The sequence below is a fragment of the Rosenbergiella epipactidis genome (assembly GCF_018494055.1).
Lineage (GTDB): Bacteria > Pseudomonadota > Gammaproteobacteria > Enterobacterales > Enterobacteriaceae > Rosenbergiella > Rosenbergiella epipactidis.
Genome location: NZ_JABBFQ010000002.1, coordinates 165613 through 184922, shown reverse-complemented (window position 1 = coordinate 184922; position 19310 = coordinate 165613). Strand labels below are relative to the sequence as shown.

Genomic DNA, 19310 nt, shown 5'->3' with positions numbered 1-19310 from the left:
TTTCGTACTCGTTAATGAGTACGGAAGCCATGCTGATGACTATTCACCAAGAGACCCCGCTTGCAGAGCTAGACTGGACTCGCTTTATCGAATTACTGGCGAAAGCCTTCTCTTCAGGGCAGGGGGAAGCGCTTCTTAATCTGATGCTTACGTCAGATGAGCGGCAAGCTTACGCAACACGCCTTTGTATCATTGAAGAGTTGCTTCGAAGCCAGTTAAGCCAACGGCAGCTTAAAGAGCAGTTAGGCGTTGGGATTGCGACAATCACCCGTGGATCTAACGGATTAAAATCGGCCTCTCCTGAATTACGCCACTGGCTTACTGAGCAGCTTCTGCATAGAAAGGGTGAACCAGAGGACTCAGCGCCAAAATAATCGCTTGTTGATAGACTGACGAGCGCGTTAACAGGCCTGAAGTGATGGCTCCAATCGCGCCTCCTTTATGTTTGATATTATCAATACCGGTCAACGTTGACATGAGCGGGCCGAGTTCGGCACCTTCCTGTAACGCCGTGACGAGGGAGTCGGGCAACATAAAGCTTGCGGAACGCGATTCGCTGCGTTGAGTGGGGCTTTCAGCAATGATCCAAGCAAAAGCCTGATTTTTTTCGATACCCGCTTCAATCGATACCCATAACATTGCGTTAGGATAGGCTTGCTTCGCGGCGGATAACCGATTGTCTGCGCCTTGCCAGGTTTCTCGATCGGTCAACGGTTGCGCTGAAACGCCGCTGGCGACATCGATGCCTTCAACGTCAATAAGTTTATCGTGGAAAACGGCTTTACAGGCTTCAGTGACGGCTAAGATTTTAGCTGGGTTGCGGGTTGCTACGACAACATGATACATAATGGTAGCTCAAAGGTAATAGATTTGTTTTCGATCATATAATGGAAAGGGTTATGCAACAAGTTTTGCTGGTTCGTCATGGAGAAACGTTGTGGAACACCGAACAACGTATTCAAGGACAAAGTGATAGCGCGCTCACTGAGCAGGGGATACAACAAGCTAAACAAACGGGATTACGGCTTCAACATGCTGGCATAACCCATATTATCGCAAGCGATTTGGGGCGAACACAGCATACCGCCGCTATCATTGCTGAGTATTGTGGTTGTCCGGTAGTGACCGATTCGCGATTACGCGAAATCAACATGGGGACGCTGGAAGGAAGAGTGCTCACGAGTCTCGATCAGGATGAAGAACAGTGGCGAAAATCGTTACTTAATGGCGACCCAAGTGGGCGAATCCCGCAAGGGGAGAGTATGGAAGAGCTCGCCCAACGTATGCGAGACGCGCTTGATGCGACGCGTTCGCTGCCAGCGGGTAGTAAGCCTCTATTAATTAGCCACGGTATTGCGCTAGGATGCTTGCTCGGCACATTATTGGGGTTACCCGCATGGGCGGAAAGACGCCTACGGTTGCGTAACTGTTCAGTGTCTCGAGTTGACTATCAGTCGAGTTCCTGGCTTGCAGAGGGGTGGATTGTCGAGAGTACTGGAGACATTGCTCATCTTAGCGCCCCAGCATTAGACGAACTCAAAGCGTAGAACATCTCCCGGTGTAGGCCGGGAGAATATAGATTACGCATTTTTTCGAATCGGAATCAGGTAATCACAGCGGATATCTGCGGTGGTTAAGCCCTGTGGTGTGTAAAAACGTTCAATGTCCTGCCCTGAACGACGCGTTAAGTTCAAGGTTGGCATACAAGTGCTATACAGCACTAAAATGAAATCTTGTAACCCTTCTTTTAGCCCATCGTAACTAAATTGCACATAATCGCCACCTTCCAACGTAATCTCTTCAACTGATTCGAGGCTTTTGGCGAAATGGCCGTCAGCAATAGCAGTGGTGTAAAGAATTTCTTGCTCATCCTCTTTTTCTGTACTGCTACGCACTTGATGCAGGCCATAGACCATTTCGGGAATAGTATCTTTGGCATTTCGTAGAAAGAGCTGCCAGAAATGTTTACGCATTTCTGCCCGAAAGTTTGAGATCTGCTCAAGCGTACAGGTATAACTTTGCGTATGACCGTAAAGAGTTGTCTCTGGCAGAGTCACCATAGTGGGTTGCGGCATCGAAAAGGCACCCATACGAATGGGAGGGCGTAGTCCGAACGATGACCAATCTAATGCCCTACGATAGCTTGCAGGGGTCTGATTAAATTGCTTTTTAAATGCACGCGTAAAAGTTTGTTGCGAATCAAAACGATACTGCAGGGCAATATCTAAAATAGGCCTACCCGTTAACCTTAATGCCACCGCGGCTTTAGAAAGGCGTCGTGAACGAATATAAGCACCGATTGCGTGACCCGTAATATTTTTGAACATCCGCTGTAAATGCCATTTTGAATAGCCAGCTTTGTGGGCAACATTATCGAGTGATAAAGGTTGGTCTAAATGACTTTCTAACCACACCAATAAATCTCTGATAATTCCAGCTTGGTCCATATTAAATCCCCTTATCCATTGGCAGGTTAAGCCTTTTAGGCGGACTATTATACGCTAGATTTCAATTTTCTGAATCTATTGCCTATGATTATTGGTCCTATTAATATCAATATTTACATATAAAATTTTTAACTTATAAAAAATAACCTTAGGGTATTATCACTTTAAGTTACTTAATTAAACGGGATTCGAGGTATTTTAGGTTTATGAAAATTCATCATTCAGCTTCTTTTTTTAAACGTCTCAGCGCGTTTACACTTTTATTAGCCGCTGCAATACCGCACCTCGCTCACAGTGAGGAAATTGGTTCGGTGGATACAAAGTTTAAAATAATTGGAGCCAATCATAAAATAGTGATTGAGGCCTTTGATGATCCTGAAATCAGTAACGTTACTTGTTACTTAAGCCGAGCTAAGACTGGGGGGGTTAAAGGAAGCCTAGGGTTGGCGGAGGACACGGCGGATGCCGCCATTTCCTGTCATCAAGTTGGGCCAATTGACGTTCCAGAAAATATCAAAGCCGGTAAGACCGATGGGGAAACAGTATTTAAACAAAGAACCTCGTTAATTTTTAAGAAATTACAGGTCACCCGTTTTTATGATCAGAAAAGGAATGCTTTGGTCTACCTCGCCTATTCAGACAAGGTAGTCGAAGGTTCACCGAAAAACGCGCTAAGCGCTGTGCCGATTATGCCTTGGCACTAATCGAAAAAAAGCCCAGAAACTCTGGGCTTAATTAATCTAGGGGTTACTCTTCGATATCACCGCAGAAACGATAGCCTTCACCGTGAATGGTCGCGATAATTTCTGGCGTACCCGGTGTCGATTCGAAATGCTTACGAATACGACGAATCGTAACGTCGACGGTGCGGTCGTGAGGTTTCAGATCACGGCCGGTCATTTTCTTAAGTAATTCCGCACGTGGCTGAATTTTTCCCGGATTTTCACAGAAATGAAGCATGGCTCTGAATTCACTGCGTGGCAATTTATATTGCTCGCCTTGAGGGCTAACCAGTGAACGACTATTGATATCTAACACCCAGCCGTTGAAGCGATAGTTTTCAACGTGCTTTTGTTCTTCTTGGCTTGGTGCAAGATTCATTGTCCGGGATAACAGGTTCCGTGCACGGATAGTCAGTTCACGAGGGTTGAACGGTTTGGTGATGTAATCATCGGCACCGATCTCTAGCCCAAGAATTTTATCGACTTCGTTATCACGTCCGGTCAGGAACATGAGTGCAACACTTTGTTGTTCGCGAAGTTCACGAGCGAGAAGTAGACCGTTCTTACCTGGTAGATTGATATCCATAATCACCAAGTTAACAGTGTGCTCAGTCAAGGCGTGATGCATTTCAGCACCATCGGTTGCTTCGTAAACGGTATAACCCTCCGCCTCAAAGATACTCTTGAGGGTATTACGGGTGACTAACTCATCTTCGACGATAAGAATTTGTGGGATCTGCATGTTTTGCTACCTAAAATTTGCCAACGAAATTGATACAAGGCCACAGCGCTGATGTTGTGTAGAGTAAGTTAAATCAATTAATGCTGGGCGATGACGTACTGGGTTCGATATTTTGATTTTTAGCACGGACGATTACATTAATAAGCTAATAACTTGGATCTTCGAGTTTTATGCTTAGTCAGCCAATAGGGTATTAACCTATCCTAACGCCTTTAACACTCAGCTAACAGCGTCAATAACATTCAGGAAGCAAATAAATGTGCTTCGTTGACTTATATCAAACCTAAGTGTAGCACGTTAACAGTTGTATGAAAAATGACTATTTCGTTTTCCTTTACCATTAGAATCAGTCACTTCTGATAAATGTTATTAAAAAAAACCTCACATTTCTTGATGTTGCTTACATGGTACCGATTCCTGTTGCGTTAGCGCCATAGGCGATATTTGTGAAAAAAATTAACATTCTCCCGTCTTGCCGTGGCAATACATCGCGACTAGCCAAGGTAAATCGGGCAGTCTATGATAGCGGCTCGCTTAGAACCGAAGGTGTATGCATGTTTTTTCCGATTATTTTAGTGGCGCCTGCGCGTGCAGAGAACGTAGGAGCAGCCGCTCGCGCCATGAAAACCATGGGGTTCACGCAACTAAGAATAGTGAATAGCCAAGTTCACCGCGAGCCTGCGGCTCATTGGACGGCGCATGGGGCGACAGAGATTTTGGATAACGCTGAAACGTTTGCAACGTTACAAGACGCTTTAGCGGATATTGATTTTTCTATCGCGACAACGGCCCGTAGCCGCGCTAAATTCCGTTATTACGCCACGCCGACAGAGGTTTTGGAACAGTTACGCGAGAAGCGTGAATGGATGAGCCGTTTTGCGCTGGTGTTCGGCTGTGAAGAGAGTGGTCTGAGTAATGCCGACCTCGATTGTGTTGATTTGCTGACAGGCATCCCTATGGCCGTCGATTATCCTTCTCTGAATTTAGGGCAAGCGGTAATGGTATTTTGTTATCAACTTTCCGCGTTGAATCTGGAACCTCAGGTTAGCCCATCGAGCGAGCCCTCACAGCAGTTATTGGCGTTGCGCCAACGAATTTCGCAATTATTGGATAGCCTTGAGGTGAGTGATGACCAAAAAATGGTGGAGTGGATCGAGCAACGCTTAGGATTTGCTCAAAAGCGAGATACCGCGATGTTGCATCGATTAGTCCAAGATATCGAAAAAAAGCTCGCAAAATAAAATTCTGTCTATGGTCTATATCGTAGGGACTGATCTTGTTATTCGCCCCTGTTGCCATGCATCAGCTAAACCCTATGCAATTTTGAAGCATCTCTGCTTAAACGCAGGGTATCCTTTCGGGAATAAATACGTTGACTTGGCGTGCGGTTTGCTTTACTTCTGTTAGCGACAGATTTTAAGACAGACAGACAAATAGAGAAAAAATGCGTACAACCAGCCTGAACATCACCATTATTACAATTACCACCATTACTACAGGTAATGGTGCGGGCTGACGCATAACAGGAAAGATAGAAAAGCCCGCACCCTATTCAGGTGCGGGCTTTTTTTTTGAACTATATTCAGGAGCTAGAGCCCCATGCGTGTACTGAAATTTGGTGGAACCTCAGTTGCCAATGCTGAACGTTTTCTTCGTGTAGCTGAGATCATCGAGAGTAATGGACAACAGGAACAAGTTGCGACTGTTCTGTCTGCCCCGGCAAAAATTACTAATCACTTAGTTGCCCTCATTGAAAAAACGATTGTTGGTCAAGAGACCCGTGAAAACCTCGCGGATGCACGCCGTATTTTTGACGAATTATTAAATGGGCTGGCTGCCGCAGAACCTTCTTTTGATTTAGCGGTCATGCAGTTTGTTGTGCAACAAGAGTTCGCGCAACTTGAACAAGTTTTGTTAGGGATTAGTCTTTTACAACAGTGTCCAGACAGTATTAATGCTGGGATCATTTGTCGTGGAGAGAAACTCTCGATCGCTATTATGCAGGCCCTTTTGGTCGCGCGCGGTCATGCAGTGAGTGTTATCAACCCGGTTGAAAACCTTCTCGCCCAAGGACATTATTTAGAATCTACCGTCGATATTGCCGAGTCCACGCGCCGTATTGCCGCACGTGAAATCCCTCAGACTCATTATATCCTGATGGCTGGGTTTACCGCAGGCAATGAAGCGGGTGAGCTTGTGGTGCTGGGGCGTAATGGCTCTGATTACTCGGCGGCAGTGCTTGCAGCTTGTTTACGTGCCGATTGTTGTGAAATTTGGACAGATGTGGACGGTGTGTATACCTGTGATCCTCGCCAAGTTCCCGATGCGCGTTTATTAAAATCGATGTCTTATCAAGAGGCGATGGAGCTTAGCTATTTCGGTGCTAAAGTTCTCCACCCACGCACCATTTCACCTATCGCCCAATTCCAAATTCCTTGCGTGATCAAGAACACGGCTAACCCTCAAGCGCCTGGCACCCGTATTTCTGCCCAAGGGGGAGAAGATAAAACCCCAGTTAAGGGAATTACTAACCTTAATAATATGGCGATGTTCAGTGTATCCGGTCCGGGTATGAAAGGCATGGTGGGTATGGCGGCACGAGTGTTTGCCGTGATGTCGCGTAAATTCATCTCTGTAGTGCTTATTACTCAATCGTCTTCCGAATACAGTATTAGTTTTTGCGTACCTCAAGCCGAAATGTTGCATGCGCGTCGTGCTTTAGAAGAAGAATTTGTGCTGGAGCTCAAAGAAGGGTTACTTGATCCTATCGATGTCACCGAGAAATTAGCCATTATCTCTGTTGTCGGTGATGGCATGCGTACCCTGCGCGGGATCTCTGCTAAATTCTTCTCCGCGCTTGCACGGGCCAACATCAATATTGTCGCCATAGCGCAAGGCTCTTCGGAACGTTCTATCTCAGCCGTCGTGAGTAATGATAGTGCTACCACCGGTGTGCGGGCGGTTCACCAGATGCTATTTGCGACAGACCAAGTACTCGAAGTCTTCGTGATTGGTGTTGGTGGGGTAGGGACAGCATTATTGGAACAATTAGAACGCCAACAAAGCTGGTTGAAGAAGAAGCATATCGATCTTCGGGTTTGCGGTATCGCCAATTCCAGTAAAATGTTAACCAAAGTTAATGGTATTGACTTGACCACTTGGCAGGCAGATCTTCCAGAGGCTGAACAGCACTTCTCGCTAGAGTATCTGACTGAACTGGCGAAAGAGTACTACTTACTTAACCCAGTCATTATTGACTGTACGTCGAGCCAGACGATGGCCGACCTTTACGCCGATTTCTTAAAGCAAGGTTTCCACGTCGTCACCCCGAATAAGAAAGCCAACACGTCCAGTTGGAAGTACTATCAAGAATTACGTACGGCTGCAGAGAAATCGCGCCGTAAATTCCTTTACGATACTAACGTTGGTGCGGGATTACCGGTTATTGAGAACTTACAAAACCTGTTAAATGCGGGCGATGAACTTGTCGCATTTAATGGTATTCTCTCTGGTTCGCTCTCCTTTATTTTTGGGAAGCTCGACGAAGGGATGAGCCTTTCAGAAGCGACCGGGCTGGCCCGCGAGTTAGGTTATACCGAACCGGACCCACGCGATGATCTGTCTGGAATGGATGTCGCGCGTAAACTACTCATCTTGGCCCGTGAGGCAGGATTATCCTTAGAGCTCTCTGATATCGAGATTGAGCCTGTACTGCCGCAGCCTTTCCTCGATCTGCCGGATGCAGACAGCTTTATGCAGCAGTTACCTGAGCTCGATGACCACTTCATTACGCGCTACACCCAAGCGCAGGCTAATGGAAAAGTGTTACGTTTTATCGGGTCAATTAATGAGTCAGGCAAATGCCGAGTCGCTTTGAGCGAAGTCGATGCCAACGATCCATTATATAAAGTGAAGAATGGCGAAAATGCCTTAGCCTTTTACACGCGTTACTATCAGCCAATCCCATTAGTTCTTCGTGGCTATGGTGCAGGAAATGATGTTACGGCGGCTGGTGTCTTTGCTGATCTATTAAGAACCCTATCATGGAAGTTGGGAGTATGAGCATGGTAAAAATCTACGCACCAGCCTCAATTGGTAACGTAAGTGTCGGCTTTGATGTGCTCGGGGCGGCAGTTTCACCGATTGATGGTTCGTTACTCGGCGATTGCGTGACGGTTGAACAGGCAGACACCTATTCCTTGACGACGTTAGGACGCTTTGTGAATAAGCTGCCTAGCGATCCTGAGCAAAATATCGTTTACCAGTGCTGGAAACTTTTCTGTGAAACGGTGGGTAAAACGATTCCGGTAGCGATGACCTTAGAGAAAAATATGCCAGTCGGCTCTGGTCTAGGTTCTAGCGCCTGCTCAGTGGTTGCCGCGCTGGTCGCCATGAATGAGTTTGCCGGGAATCCCCTCTCTGAGCATCAGTTATTATTATTGATGGGTGAGCTCGAAGGGCGCATCTCCGGTAGCGTACATTATGACAATGTTGCCCCTTGCTATTTAGGTGGCCTACAACTGATGTTGGAAGAGCAGGGGATTATTTCACAATCTGTACCTGCCTTCGACGAATGGTATTGGGTCATGGCCTATCCTGGTATCAAGGTGTCTACCGCAGAGGCTCGTGCCATTCTGCCATCGCATTACGCGAAAGCCGATATCGTTCGTCATGGTCGTTTACTGGGGGGCTTTATTCATGCTTGCCACTCTCGACAAGCGACGCTGGCGATTGCCATGATGCAAGATATCGTCGCAGAACCTTACAGAACTCAACTACTCCCTGGATTCGCGCAGGCACGTGAACGCTCATTAGCCGCCGGAGCATTGGCTTGTGGTATTTCAGGTTCGGGACCAACACTTTTCGCTATCTGTGATACCTTAACGGCAGCAGAGCAAGTCAAAGAACAACTCGTTAACCATTATCTGCAAAATGATGAAGGTTTTGTCCATATTTGCCGACTGGATACTGCCGGCGCACGTAAACTGGGATAAATGATGAAACTCTACAATCTAAAAGATCACAATGAGCAGGTTAGTTTCACTCAGGCAGTCAAGCAGGGATTGGGATCGCAACAAGGGCTCTTTTTTCCGCATGAACTGCCTGAAATTGACTCCACCGTTATCGAAGAGTGGCTAACACTCGACTTTGTGACCCGTAGTAGTAAGATTTTATCGGCACTCATCGGAGAAGAAATTTCTGAAGAAGAACTGTTGCAACGTGTAGGTGCCGCCTTTGCTTTTCCTGCGCCCGTTAAAGCTGTTTCTGATAACGTCGCTAGCCTAGAATTATTCCATGGCCCAACCTTAGCGTTTAAAGACTTCGGTGGCCGTTTTATGGCACAGGTTTTGGCGTTATCGAAAAAGCCTGAGGAAAAAATTACTATCCTTACGGCAACCTCAGGTGATACTGGTGCGGCAGTGGCCCATGCTTTTTACGGTATGGAAAATATTAATGTCGTGATCCTTTACCCAGAAGGTAAGATCAGTCCTCTGCAAGAGAAACTGTTCTGTACGCTTGGTGGGAATATTACCACCCTGGCCGTGGCAGATGATTTCGATGCTTGTCAAAGCTTAGTAAAACAAGCGTTTGACGATGTCGAACTGAAAAACGCGATTGGTCTTAACTCGGCTAACTCTATCAATATAAGCCGTCTGCTTGCGCAAGTGTGTTATTACTTCGAAGCCGTTGCTCAGTTACCGCAAGAGAAACGTAACCAACTCGTTATTTCCGTGCCAAGTGGTAACTTCGGTGACTTAACGGCGGGCTTAATCGCTAAAGCCATGGGCCTACCGATTAAACGTTTCATTGCGGCGACGAATGCCAATGATACCGTGCCGCGCTTCTTAGCATCGGGACAGTGGACGCCGAATAAAACGGTTGCCACCTTGTCGAACGCAATGGATGTTAGCCAACCGAATAACTGGCCACGGGTTGAAGAACTGTTCCGCCGTAAAAATTGGCAGCTTAACTCTCTCGGCTACGGCGCACTGAACGACGAGCAAACGCGCGCAGCAGTTCGCTCACTTGCCAGCCAAGGCTATGTGTCTGAGCCACATGCCGCTATCGCGTGGCAAGTGCTGACCGAACAGCTTCAGGAAGGGGAGTACGGCTTATTCCTCGGTACGGCACATCCTGCGAAATTCAAAGAAAGCGTCGAAGAAATCTTAGGTGAAACCTTGCCTCTTCCACAGCCTCTGGCAGAGCGTGCGGATTTACCATTATTATCCAAGACTATCGGATCGGAATTCCTTGAATTGCGTCGTATCTTATTAGAGAGCGTCAGTAAGGCATAACAGGTCAAGGCGGACGAGAGTCCGCCTTTTTACTAGACTTCGTGACGGCAAAATACCCATTCATTTTCCGTGCTACGCTGGGCATCGTAAAAATAGCCTTCCTTATCAAATTCAGTTAATTTTTCTGGCTGAGTAATCTTATTTTCGATAATAAATCGGCACATCATTCCCCGCGCTTTCTTAGCGTAGAAACTGATCACCTTAAATTTCCCGTTCTTTTCGTCAAGGAAAACAGGCTTAATCAGCTTCGCTTTCAACTTTGTTGGGTCAACCGCTTTGAAATACTCATCGGAGGCTAAGTTGATCACCCACTTCTCGTTTTGAGCTTCGATATGTTGATTGAGTTGCTGGGTAATGGTTTCCCCCCAAAATGCGTAGAGGTCTTTCCCCGCTGGATTAGCGAGTTTTATCCCCATCTCTAATCGATAGGGTTGCATCAAATCCAAAGGACGTAATACCCCGTACAGTCCTGACAGCATTCTTAAATGTTGCTGTGCAAAATCGATGGCGTCAGGCGAGAGTTGATCCGCTTGCAGGCCTGTATAAACATCGCCTTTAAAGGCAAATAATGCTTGGCGCGCATTATCGGGGGAAAAGGGGGTTGACCATTGATTAAAGCGGTCGGCATTTAAGTGTGAAAGTTTATCGCTAATCTTCATCAGAGAAGCAATCTCAGCGGGTGAAAGCTTTTTCGCAATATCGATTAATTGCTGAGAAGCGTTAAGCAACTCTGGCTGGGTATAATTTGAAACCGGAACCGGCGATTCATAGTCCAGGGTTTTAGCCGGAGAAATAAGCATTAGCATAATGAGATCCTCAGTCTGTATCGGTGTCAGGTGACAATATTCTGCAAGTGTAACAAATAAGTTGCACAAATCGACAAATGGCTCTGATACGAACAAGCTATGGTAAGTATTATGAGTACTATTTTATTTCACAAAACGAGCATTCTTGTTTATTCCTGCGGATAACGAGACTTACTTTCTCCCTGCGCTTGCGTGTCTGAGCGCGCGTGATATTATCGAAACAGGCTTTTAACACTTACTGTCAAACAGAAGAGAAGCAAAATATGACCGACAAACTCACATCACTGCGTAAATTGACAACCGTTGTAGCCGATACTGGCGATATTGAAGCGATGAAGCTTTACAAGCCACAAGATGCAACGACTAACCCTTCATTGATTCTGAACGCAGCGAAAATTCCTGAGTACCGCCGCCTGATTGACGAAGCGATCGAGTGGGCTCGTAAACAAAGTAATGATCGCGAAGAGCAAATTGCTCTGACTTCAGACCGTCTGAATGTGAACATCGGTCTTGAAATCCTCAAATTAGTTCCAGGCCGTATCTCAACTGAAGTTGATGCACGTCTTTCTTACGATACCGAAGCCAGCCTGGCGAAAGCTCGTAGCCTGATCAAGTTATACAACGATGCAGGCATCAGCAATGATCGCGTACTGATTAAGCTGGCGTCAACTTGGCAGGGCATCCGCGCTGCTGAGCAGTTAGAAAAAGAAGGCATCAACTGTAACCTGACCCTGTTATTCTCCTTCGCGCAAGCACGTGCCTGTGCTGAAGCGGGTGCCTACCTTATCTCTCCATTCGTTGGCCGTATCCTAGACTGGTACAAAGCGAATACTGATAAGAAAGAGTACGCACCGCAAGAAGATCCAGGTGTAGTCTCTGTTACTGAGATCTATAACTATTACAAACAACACGGTTATGAAACCGTAGTAATGGGTGCTAGCTTCCGTAACGTAGGCGAAATTATTGAATTAGCCGGTTGTGATCGCCTGACCATTTCACCTGCGCTGCTTAAAGAGCTGCACGAGTCTGAAGGTGAGTTAGAACGTAAACTGAGCTACAGCGGCGAAACTAAAGCGCGTCCTGAAAAAATGACTGAAGCTGAGTTCTATTGGGAACATAACCAAGACCCAATGGCCGTTGCAAAACTTGCTGAAGGCATCCGTAACTTTGCGGTAGACCAAGGCAAATTAGAAAAAATGATCGAAGAACTGCTGTAATCTTCCTCTCCGCGGCCCATCGGCCGCGGTTTTCTTCCTATTAAAGAATTGTTATGACCCCACTACGTATTGGTATTGTCTCCGTCTCCGATCGCGCCTCGCAAGGTATTTATCCCGATAAAGGTTTACCCGCCTTAGCCGAATGGTTGGAACAGGCGATCACAACCCCTTATCTTCTTGAGCAGCGTCTTATTGCTGACGAACAAGCCCTTATCGAACAGACACTATGTGAGTTGGTTGATCAGCAAGGGTGTCACTTAGTGTTGACGACAGGAGGCACCGGCCCCGCATTACGCGATGTCACACCGGATGCGACCTTAGCGGTTGCCGACAGGGTAATGCCTGGATTTGGCGAGCAGATGCGCCAAATCAGCTTACATTATGTCCCGACGGCAATACTTTCTCGACAAGTCGGCGTAATCCGAGGGCAAGCGCTAATCCTCAACCTTCCCGGCCAACCTAAATCCATCAAGGAAACTCTTGAAGGCGTGAGGGATGAACAGGGAAATATTCGCGTCACGGGGATCTTCGCGAGTGTCGGGTATTGTCTACAACTTTTAGATAACCCGTGGTTGGACACGGATAAAACGGTAGTCGATTCGTTTCGCCCGAAAAGTGCTCGACGTCCCCCAGAGGCTTGAGGTACTGATTTTATAATCGTTAATTCTATTAATGAAATTATCCAGATATAGTCGAGGCTTACCCCAGTCATGGAGAGGCTTCGTTAATGCAGCAACCCACAATTTCCCCGCGACCCCTAACGCGACACGATATTAAAACACTCGCTTTAGCCGCCGTAGGCGGGGCATTAGAGTTCTACGATTTTGTTATCTTTGCCTTTTTCGCGCTGGTTATCGGGGAGCACTTTTTCCCTGCCGACCTTCCTGACTGGTTACGCCAGCTGCAAACCTTCGCACTGTTCGCTGCAGGTTATCTCGCCCGACCACTAGGCGGTGTTATCCTCGCCCATTACGGCGATAAATTAGGCCGTAAGAAAACCTTCACGCTAAGTATTTTAATGATGGCACTGCCCACGACAGTGATGGGGCTACTGCCCGATTACGCATCAATAGGGATTGCCGCGCCAATCATAATGTTACTGTTGCGGATCCTGCAAGGAGCCGCCATCGGTGGGGAGGTTCCTGGTGCATGGGTATTTGTGTCTGAGCATGTCCCTCATTCACGGGTGGGGGTAGCCTGTGGTCTGCTTACGAGTGGGCTCACCCTCGGTATTATCCTTGGCTCACTGATTACACAAGGGCTGACTTATTTGCTACCAGCAGGGGTATTGGCCGACATAGGATGGCGAATCGCTTTTCTAATAGGAGGGGGATTTGGTTTGATGGGCATGTTTCTTCGGCGTTGGTTGCACGAAACGCCGGTTTTTTTGGCGATGCAACAGCAGCGAAGCCAAACTCGTTTACCGATCAAAACCCTTTTACTCTCTTATCGTCCGGCTCTCATTTTCTCGACCCTGCTGACTTGGCTCTTAGCTGTGGCCATTATTGTATTAATCCTGATGGCACCCGTATTATTTCAAAAATGGTTTGCTATCTCAGCGGCTGACAGCCTTCAGGCGAATACTCTCGCAACCTGTATGCTGATGCTCGGCTGTATAGGAGGGGGGATGGCAGCGGATAAATGGGGGATGAGTCGCAGTTTATTAGTCGGCTGTGTGCTGCTCGCGGCGGCGGTCTTGTGGCTCTTTTACTGCCTGAACGTCGCCCCCTCTCAATTCTTTTTCGCTTATGGCATGGTCGGGCTGATGATGGGCGTGTTGGGCATCATCCCCGCGCTGATGGTGACGGTTTTCCCCCCTCAGGTCAGATTCACCGGATTAGCCACTGCCTATAATCTTGGTTATGCCGTATTTGGCGGGCTGACGCCGTTATTTATTACCCTACTGATGCCCTACAACCGACAACTTCCTGCACTGTATCTACTCGGCCTTTGTGGCGTTGTTATCGTCAGTTGCCTTATTTTTAGAGGTGGACAGCAGGATTTTTCGAAAAAAAAGTAAATTTTTTTTCGTTTATCCCTTGATGCTCGGTAAACCGCCCCCATCTGGTAACTATCGAACGTTATCAACGAAAAAAAACTGAGATCGACGTCTTGAAAATCACTCAATAGACCGCATCTATAGTTTATAACCGAACAAAACAGAATTTACGTGGGAGATGTTTATAATGGGTAAGATTATTGGTATTGACCTTGGTACAACCAACTCATGTGTTGCCATCATGGACGGCGCAAAAGCGCGCGTATTAGAAAACGCAGAGGGTGATCGTACCACTCCATCAATTATTGCTTATGCGCAAGACGGTGAAACCTTAGTGGGTCAACCTGCGAAGCGCCAAGCAGTAACCAACCCGCAAAATACTTTATTTGCAATTAAGCGCTTAATCGGACGTCGTTTCCAAGACGAAGAAGTGCAGCGTGACCTGAAAATCATGCCTTACCAAATCGTGTCTGCTGATAACGGCGACGCATGGTTAGACGTGAAAGGCCAAAAAATGGCACCACCACAAATCTCTGCTGAAGTTCTGAAGAAAATGAAGAAAACAGCGGAAGACTACTTGGGTGAGCCAGTGACTGAAGCCGTAATCACCGTACCGGCATACTTCAACGATGCGCAGCGTCAAGCAACTAAAGATGCTGGCCGTATCGCAGGGTTAGAAGTTAAGCGTATCATCAACGAACCAACTGCCGCAGCGCTGGCGTATGGCTTAGACAAAGGTGAAGGTAACCGTACTATCGCGGTTTACGACTTAGGTGGTGGTACTTTTGATATCTCAATCATCGAGATCGACGAAGTTGACGGTGAAAAAACCTTCGAAGTATTAGCGACCAATGGTGATACTCACTTAGGTGGTGAAGATTTCGATAGCCGTATGATCAACTATTTAGTTGCTGAGTTTAAGAAAGAGCAAGGCATCGATCTGCACAACGATCCGTTAGCGATGCAACGTCTGAAAGAAGCGGCTGAGAAAGCAAAAATCGAGCTTTCTTCTGCACAACAAACTGACGTTAACCTGCCATACATCACCGCTGATGCGACAGGGCCTAAGCACTTAAACTTAAAAGTAACTCGTGCGAAATTAGAATCTTTAGTTGAAGATTTGGTTGCTCGCTCTATTGAGCCGTTAAAAATTGCACTGCAAGATGCGGGTCTGTCTGTTTCAGATATCAATGATGTCATCTTGGTTGGTGGTCAAACACGTATGCCACTGGTTCAAAGCAAAGTTAAAGATTTCTTTGGTAAAGAACCACGTAAAGACGTGAACCCAGACGAAGCCGTTGCCGTCGGTGCAGCAGTACAAGGTGGTGTTTTAGCGGGTGACGTTAAAGACGTATTATTGCTGGATGTTACGCCATTATCTCTGGGTATCGAGACAATGGGCGGCGTGATGACCTCACTGATCAGCAAAAATACCACGATCCCAACTAAGCACAGCCAAGTGTTCTCTACTGCAGAAGACAACCAATCTGCGGTAACCATTCATGTGCTGCAAGGTGAGCGTAAGCGTTCAGGTGATAACAAGTCACTTGGCCAGTTCAACCTAGATGGTATCCAAGCAGCACCACGTGGTATGCCACAAATTGAAGTAACCTTTGACATCGATGCGGATGGCATCCTGCACGTTTCTGCTAAAGATAAGAACAGCGGAAAAGAGCAAAAAATTACCATTAAAGCCTCTTCGGGTCTGAACGATGAAGAAGTCGAAAAAATGGTACGTGATGCAGAAGCGAACGCTGAATCTGACCGTAAGTTCGAGGAGCTGGTACAGACTCGTAACCAAGGTGACCAGATCGTTCACAGCACTCGTAAGCAATTGGAAGAAGCAGGTGACAAACTGTCTGCAGACGACAAAGCGCCTATCGACACTGCACTGACAGAGCTGGAAACAGCACTGCGCGGTGAAGATAAAGCTGAGATCGAAGCTAAGATCCAAGCCTTAGCTGAAGTATCAGGCAAACTGATGGAACTGGCTCAGCAACAACAGCAAGCTCAATCAGGCCAAGCCGAAGGTGCTACTCAGCAAGACAACGATGCCGTTGATGCTGAGTTTGAAGAAGTCAAAGACAAAAAATAATTGCCCATGACCGGGCTCAATACAGTAAGTCTGTATTGCTAACCAGCACGGGCGTAGGAGTTTCTCCACGCCCGTGCTCTCATGTTAAGGGCAAGAACGATGGCAAAGAGTGATTATTACGAGATTTTAGGCGTATCCAAATCAGCGGATGAGCGTGAAATCAAAAAAGCGTACAAACGCTTAGCAATGAAGTTTCACCCGGATAGAAACCCGGGGAATGCAGAAGCTGAAGAAAAGTTTAAAGAAGTTAAAGAAGCTTATGAAATCCTCACCGATGATCAGAAGCGTGCTGCTTATGACCAATACGGCCATGCTGCGTTCGAGCAAGGCGGAATGGGCGGTGGTGGTTTCGGCGGCGGCTTTGGCGGCGGCGGTGCTGATTTCGGCGATATCTTCGGTGATGTTTTCGGTGACATTTTCGGTGGCGGTCGTCGTCAACGCGCAGCGCGTGGCTCCGATTTACGCTACACCATGGAGCTGACGCTTGAGGAAGCTGTCCGTGGCGTCACCAAAGAGATCCGGATCCCTACGTTGCAAGAGTGTGAGAAGTGCGACGGCAGCGGTGCGAAGGCTGGCTCTAAGCCTCAAACCTGTTCGACCTGTCAGGGCGCGGGCCAAGTACAAATGCGCCAAGGTTTCTTCGCGGTGCAACAGCCTTGCCCAACCTGTCAAGGGCGTGGGACCGTCATTAAAGACCCATGTAATGCTTGCCATGGACATGGTCGTGTAGAGAAATCTAAAACGCTGTCGGTAAAAATCCCCGCAGGTGTCGACACTGGTGACCGTATTCGCTTAAGCGGCGAAGGTGAAGCCGGAGAACAGGGTGCACCGTCTGGTGATCTGTACGTTCAAGTTTCAGTTAAAAAGCACGCTATCTTCGAACGTGAAGAGAGTAATCTTTTCTGTGAAGTGCCGGTCAATTTTGCCATGGCAGCCCTGGGTGGGGAAATTGAAGTCCCAACACTGGATGGTCGAGTCAAACTAAAAATCCCTGCAGAAACCCAAACCGGTAAGCTATTCCGTATGCGCGGTAAAGGCGTCAAATCGGTTCGTGGCGGCGCTGTAGGGGATTTGCTCTGTCGTGTAGTGGTAGAAACCCCTGTGAAGCTCAATGAGAAGCAGAAACAGCTACTGCAAGAGCTAGGTGAGTCATTAGGTGGACCGGCAGGTGATGCCAATAGCCCACGCTCTAAGAGCTTCTTTGATGGCGTGAAAAAGTTTTTTGATGATTTAACGCGTTAGTCATTCTTACTGATTCACGTGCTTTATCTACCCCATAGGTTGGTTTCCGATCTATGGGGTATTTTTTTACGGTTAAAAAGGCAGGCAGATGACCCTAGAATGAGATCGGCGTAAAACAAAAGGGTAGCTTTGAGTGATTGACGAGATAAGAGATGAGACGGGGAAGTAGAAACAAAAAAACCGACCAGAGGTCGGCTTTTTAAAGAACATCAACGTGTGGCGATTAAGCCATTTTGTTGATTTGTGCAGTCAAGTTAGCTTTATGACGTGCAGCTTTGTTCTTGTGGATCAGGCCTTTAGCAGCTTGACGGTCCACGATTGGTTGCATTTCGTTAAATGCGTTTTGTGCAGCTTGCTTGTCGCCAGTCGCGATTGCAGCGTAAACTTTCTTGAGGAAAGTACGCATCATAGAGCGACGGCTAGCATTGTGTTTGCGACGCTTTTCAGATGTTACCGCGCGCTTCTTAGCTGATTTGATATTAGCCAAGGTCCAACTCCCAAATTAGTTCTTTATGGACAAATCAAAGGTCGAGGACTATGCCTTTTGTCCCTTCGTTTGTCAATGGATTTGTGCAAATAAGCGTCGCTTACATCGCGGCGCTCGGTTACGTAATTGATGGCGCAGGATTCTACCAAATTCCCTCCGTTGAATACAGTCTTTCGCAACAAAATTGTGCGGAATTTACGCCCAATAGCGATTCACTGGATAAAAAGGGCAAAACTAGTGCGTAAAGCCGACATCAACGGGTTAATTTTGAACGCTGAACAAGGTATAATCGGGCATTTTCAGCAAATCGAGTTTGCCATGAAGTTTATCCGTGGGCTACATAATCTCACACAGCATCAACAAGGTTGCGTTTTAACGATTGGAAACTTTGATGGCGTACATCGGGGGCACCAAGCTTTGCTGCGTCATTTGCGGCAAGCAGGTTCGCACCGACACTTACCCGTTGTGGTGATGGTTTTCGAACCCCAGCCTTTAGAGCTCTTCCAACCTGAAGCGGCCCCGGCGAGGCTAACACGTCTGCGTGAGAAACTAGAGCATTTAGAAAAGTTTGGTGTGGACGAAGTGGTCTGCATTAATTTTGATCAAGATTTTGCGAAGCTTACCGCAGAGAACTTTATCAGTGAACTTCTGGTAAAAAGGCTGAATGTGAAATTACTCGCGATTGGCGATGATTTTAGATTTGGCGCTGGTCGCCGCGGTGATTTCCTGTTATTACAACAGGCAGCAACACAATATGGTTTTGATGTTGTCAGTACTGAAACCTATATTGAACAAGGTAAACGTATCAGTAGCACCGCCGTGCGTCAGGCGTTAGCTAACAGCGACTTCTCACAGGCAGAAATTTTACTCGGCCGTCCTTGGTCTATCACCGGGCGTGTGGTGCATGGCGATGCGCTAGGTAGGACACTGGGGTTCCCGACAGCCAATATACCGTTAAAGCGTCGAGTCACTCCGGTAAAAGGCGTTTTTGCAGTAGAAGTCTATGGCGTCGATGAGCACCCCCTCGCAGGAGTCGCGAATATTGGTACTCGCCCAACGATTAAAGGAATTCGTCAACAACTTGAGGTCCATCTACTCGATACACAGAGAGACCTATACGGAAAACGAATCCAAGTAGTGATTAAACATAAAATACGTGATGAGCAACGATTTGCATCCCTAGACGCGTTGACGCAACAAATTGCGCAGGATGTGGAAACGGCCAGAAATTATTTCGTTCAACGAACAACGGTGTAA

The 19310-nt window shown here is 47.1% G+C and carries 19 protein-coding genes and 1 other annotated feature; of the genes, 14 read left to right on the top strand and 5 right to left on the bottom strand.

The window, feature by feature from the left end; all coding sequences use genetic code 11:
- The first annotated feature begins 29 nt into the window (after positions 1–29).
- Positions 30–374 carry a trp operon repressor gene (gene trpR / locus HGT71_RS03770; protein WP_241595219.1) on the top strand — a complete coding sequence of 115 codons (345 nt, stop codon included), beginning with the start codon at positions 30–32 and terminating at the stop codon, positions 372–374.
- Here trpR and yjjX read toward each other — a convergent pair.
- Positions 319–846: an inosine/xanthosine triphosphatase gene (gene yjjX, locus HGT71_RS03765; RefSeq protein WP_214216675.1), complete on the bottom strand. Its 528-nt coding sequence runs from the start codon at positions 844–846 to the stop codon at positions 319–321. The genes trpR and yjjX overlap by 56 nt on opposite strands.
- Positions 847–899: 53 nt before the next feature.
- On the opposite strand from yjjX, the gene gpmB reads away from it, so the two are divergent.
- Positions 900–1547, top strand: coding sequence for a 2,3-diphosphoglycerate-dependent phosphoglycerate mutase GpmB (gpmB, locus tag HGT71_RS03760; RefSeq protein WP_214216674.1), 648 nt, complete (start codon positions 900–902; stop codon positions 1545–1547).
- 33 nt (positions 1548–1580) lie between these two features.
- Here gpmB and robA read toward each other — a convergent pair whose 3' ends face one another.
- Positions 1581–2447, bottom strand: coding sequence for an MDR efflux pump AcrAB transcriptional activator RobA (gene robA, locus HGT71_RS03755; protein ID WP_214216673.1), 867 nt, complete (start codon positions 2445–2447; stop codon positions 1581–1583).
- Between the two features lie 206 nt (positions 2448–2653).
- Here robA and creA point away from each other — a divergent pair, with 206 nt between their 5' ends.
- Complete coding sequence (creA, locus tag HGT71_RS03750; RefSeq protein WP_214216672.1) at positions 2654–3151, top strand: protein CreA; 498 nt, start codon at positions 2654–2656, stop codon at positions 3149–3151.
- Positions 3152–3194: 43 nt separating this feature from the next.
- Here the strand turns inward: creA and arcA are convergent, their stop codons facing one another.
- Entirely contained in the window at positions 3195–3911 is a 717-nt protein-coding gene (gene arcA / locus HGT71_RS03745; RefSeq protein ID WP_048911465.1) for a two-component system response regulator ArcA, read from the bottom strand.
- A 554-nt stretch (positions 3912–4465) separates the two neighbouring features.
- Here arcA and HGT71_RS03740 point away from each other — a divergent pair.
- The 4 genes from HGT71_RS03740 to thrC all read left to right on the top strand — a co-directional run bounded on the left by HGT71_RS03740 (position 4466) and on the right by thrC (position 10207).
- Positions 4466–5152 (top strand): tRNA/rRNA methyltransferase, encoded by a 687-nt coding sequence (locus HGT71_RS03740; protein WP_214216671.1) that lies wholly within the window; start codon positions 4466–4468, stop codon positions 5150–5152.
- A gap of 210 nt (positions 5153–5362) precedes the next feature.
- Positions 5363–5484: a sequence feature (Thr leader region), on the top strand.
- Positions 5485–5510: 26 nt separating this feature from the next.
- Positions 5511–7973, top strand: a complete 2463-nt coding sequence (gene thrA, locus HGT71_RS03735; RefSeq protein WP_214216670.1) for a bifunctional aspartate kinase/homoserine dehydrogenase I — start codon at positions 5511–5513, stop codon at positions 7971–7973.
- A 2-nt stretch (positions 7974–7975) separates the two neighbouring features.
- Positions 7976–8905: a homoserine kinase gene (gene thrB, locus HGT71_RS03730; RefSeq protein ID WP_214216669.1), complete on the top strand. Its 930-nt coding sequence runs from the start codon at positions 7976–7978 to the stop codon at positions 8903–8905.
- Between the two features lie 3 nt (positions 8906–8908).
- The gene (thrC, locus tag HGT71_RS03725) at positions 8909–10207 is read left to right on the top strand and encodes a threonine synthase (protein ID WP_214216668.1); all 1299 of its coding nucleotides are present in this window, start codon (positions 8909–8911) and stop codon (positions 10205–10207) included.
- 32 nt (positions 10208–10239) lie between these two features.
- Here thrC and yaaA read toward each other — a convergent pair whose 3' ends face one another.
- Entirely contained in the window at positions 10240–11013 is a 774-nt protein-coding gene (gene yaaA, locus HGT71_RS03720; RefSeq protein WP_214216667.1) for a peroxide stress protein YaaA, read from the bottom strand.
- A gap of 263 nt (positions 11014–11276) precedes the next feature.
- Here yaaA and tal point away from each other — a divergent pair, with 263 nt between their 5' ends.
- The 5 genes from tal to dnaJ all read left to right on the top strand — a co-directional run bounded on the left by tal (position 11277) and on the right by dnaJ (position 17566).
- A complete protein-coding gene (gene tal, locus HGT71_RS03715) occupies positions 11277–12230 on the top strand; it encodes a transaldolase (protein ID WP_048911469.1) in 954 nt (317 codons plus the stop codon).
- Positions 12231–12283: 53 nt separating this feature from the next.
- Positions 12284–12871, top strand: coding sequence for a molybdopterin adenylyltransferase (mog, locus tag HGT71_RS03710; RefSeq protein WP_214216666.1), 588 nt, complete (start codon positions 12284–12286; stop codon positions 12869–12871).
- 86 nt (positions 12872–12957) lie between these two features.
- Positions 12958–14250 carry an MFS transporter gene (locus HGT71_RS03705; protein ID WP_214216665.1) on the top strand — a complete coding sequence of 431 codons (1293 nt, stop codon included), beginning with the start codon at positions 12958–12960 and terminating at the stop codon, positions 14248–14250.
- Between the two features lie 166 nt (positions 14251–14416).
- Positions 14417–16324, top strand: coding sequence for a molecular chaperone DnaK (gene dnaK, locus HGT71_RS03700; RefSeq protein WP_214216664.1), 1908 nt, complete (start codon positions 14417–14419; stop codon positions 16322–16324).
- Positions 16325–16423: 99 nt separating this feature from the next.
- Positions 16424–17566 (top strand): molecular chaperone DnaJ, encoded by a 1143-nt coding sequence (dnaJ, locus tag HGT71_RS03695; protein ID WP_048911475.1) that lies wholly within the window; start codon positions 16424–16426, stop codon positions 17564–17566.
- Between the two features lie 223 nt (positions 17567–17789).
- Here dnaJ and rpsT read toward each other — a convergent pair whose 3' ends face one another.
- Positions 17790–18053 carry a 30S ribosomal protein S20 gene (gene rpsT / locus HGT71_RS03690; protein WP_048911476.1) on the bottom strand — a complete coding sequence of 88 codons (264 nt, stop codon included), beginning with the start codon at positions 18051–18053 and terminating at the stop codon, positions 17790–17792.
- A gap of 50 nt (positions 18054–18103) precedes the next feature.
- Between rpsT and HGT71_RS03685 the strand changes: the two genes are divergently transcribed.
- Both HGT71_RS03685 and ribF read left to right on the top strand, forming a co-directional pair.
- Positions 18104–18298 carry a hypothetical protein gene (locus HGT71_RS03685; protein ID WP_214216663.1) on the top strand — a complete coding sequence of 65 codons (195 nt, stop codon included), beginning with the start codon at positions 18104–18106 and terminating at the stop codon, positions 18296–18298.
- A 73-nt stretch (positions 18299–18371) separates the two neighbouring features.
- Positions 18372–19310 (top strand): bifunctional riboflavin kinase/FAD synthetase, encoded by a 939-nt coding sequence (gene ribF, locus HGT71_RS03680; RefSeq protein ID WP_099823684.1) that lies wholly within the window; start codon positions 18372–18374, stop codon positions 19308–19310.

Excerpts from the sequence above, each read along its gene's own strand:
- thrB (WP_214216669.1), top strand. The coding sequence starts at position 7,976 with ATGGTAAAAATCTACGCACCAGCCTCAATTGGTAACGTAAGTGTCGGC.
- yaaA (WP_214216667.1), bottom strand. The coding sequence starts at position 11,013 with ATGCTAATGCTTATTTCTCCGGCTAAAACCCTGGACTATGAATCGCCG.
- arcA (WP_048911465.1), bottom strand. The coding sequence starts at position 3,911 with ATGCAGATCCCACAAATTCTTATCGTCGAAGATGAGTTAGTCACCCGT.
- tal (WP_048911469.1), top strand. The coding sequence starts at position 11,277 with ATGACCGACAAACTCACATCACTGCGTAAATTGACAACCGTTGTAGCC.
- yjjX (WP_214216675.1), bottom strand. The coding sequence starts at position 846 with ATGTATCATGTTGTCGTAGCAACCCGCAACCCAGCTAAAATCTTAGCC.
- HGT71_RS03705 (WP_214216665.1), top strand. The coding sequence starts at position 12,958 with ATGCAGCAACCCACAATTTCCCCGCGACCCCTAACGCGACACGATATT.
- dnaK (WP_214216664.1), top strand. The coding sequence starts at position 14,417 with ATGGGTAAGATTATTGGTATTGACCTTGGTACAACCAACTCATGTGTT.
- dnaJ (WP_048911475.1), top strand. The coding sequence starts at position 16,424 with ATGGCAAAGAGTGATTATTACGAGATTTTAGGCGTATCCAAATCAGCG.
- gpmB (WP_214216674.1), top strand. The coding sequence starts at position 900 with ATGCAACAAGTTTTGCTGGTTCGTCATGGAGAAACGTTGTGGAACACC.
- HGT71_RS03740 (WP_214216671.1), top strand. The coding sequence starts at position 4,466 with ATGTTTTTTCCGATTATTTTAGTGGCGCCTGCGCGTGCAGAGAACGTA.
- robA (WP_214216673.1), bottom strand. The coding sequence starts at position 2,447 with ATGGACCAAGCTGGAATTATCAGAGATTTATTGGTGTGGTTAGAAAGT.
- HGT71_RS03685 (WP_214216663.1), top strand. The coding sequence starts at position 18,104 with ATGCCTTTTGTCCCTTCGTTTGTCAATGGATTTGTGCAAATAAGCGTC.
- thrA (WP_214216670.1), top strand. The coding sequence starts at position 5,511 with ATGCGTGTACTGAAATTTGGTGGAACCTCAGTTGCCAATGCTGAACGT.
- ribF (WP_099823684.1), top strand. The coding sequence starts at position 18,372 with ATGAAGTTTATCCGTGGGCTACATAATCTCACACAGCATCAACAAGGT.
- creA (WP_214216672.1), top strand. The coding sequence starts at position 2,654 with ATGAAAATTCATCATTCAGCTTCTTTTTTTAAACGTCTCAGCGCGTTT.
- trpR (WP_241595219.1), top strand. The coding sequence starts at position 30 with ATGCTGATGACTATTCACCAAGAGACCCCGCTTGCAGAGCTAGACTGG.
- mog (WP_214216666.1), top strand. The coding sequence starts at position 12,284 with ATGACCCCACTACGTATTGGTATTGTCTCCGTCTCCGATCGCGCCTCG.
- thrC (WP_214216668.1), top strand. The coding sequence starts at position 8,909 with ATGAAACTCTACAATCTAAAAGATCACAATGAGCAGGTTAGTTTCACT.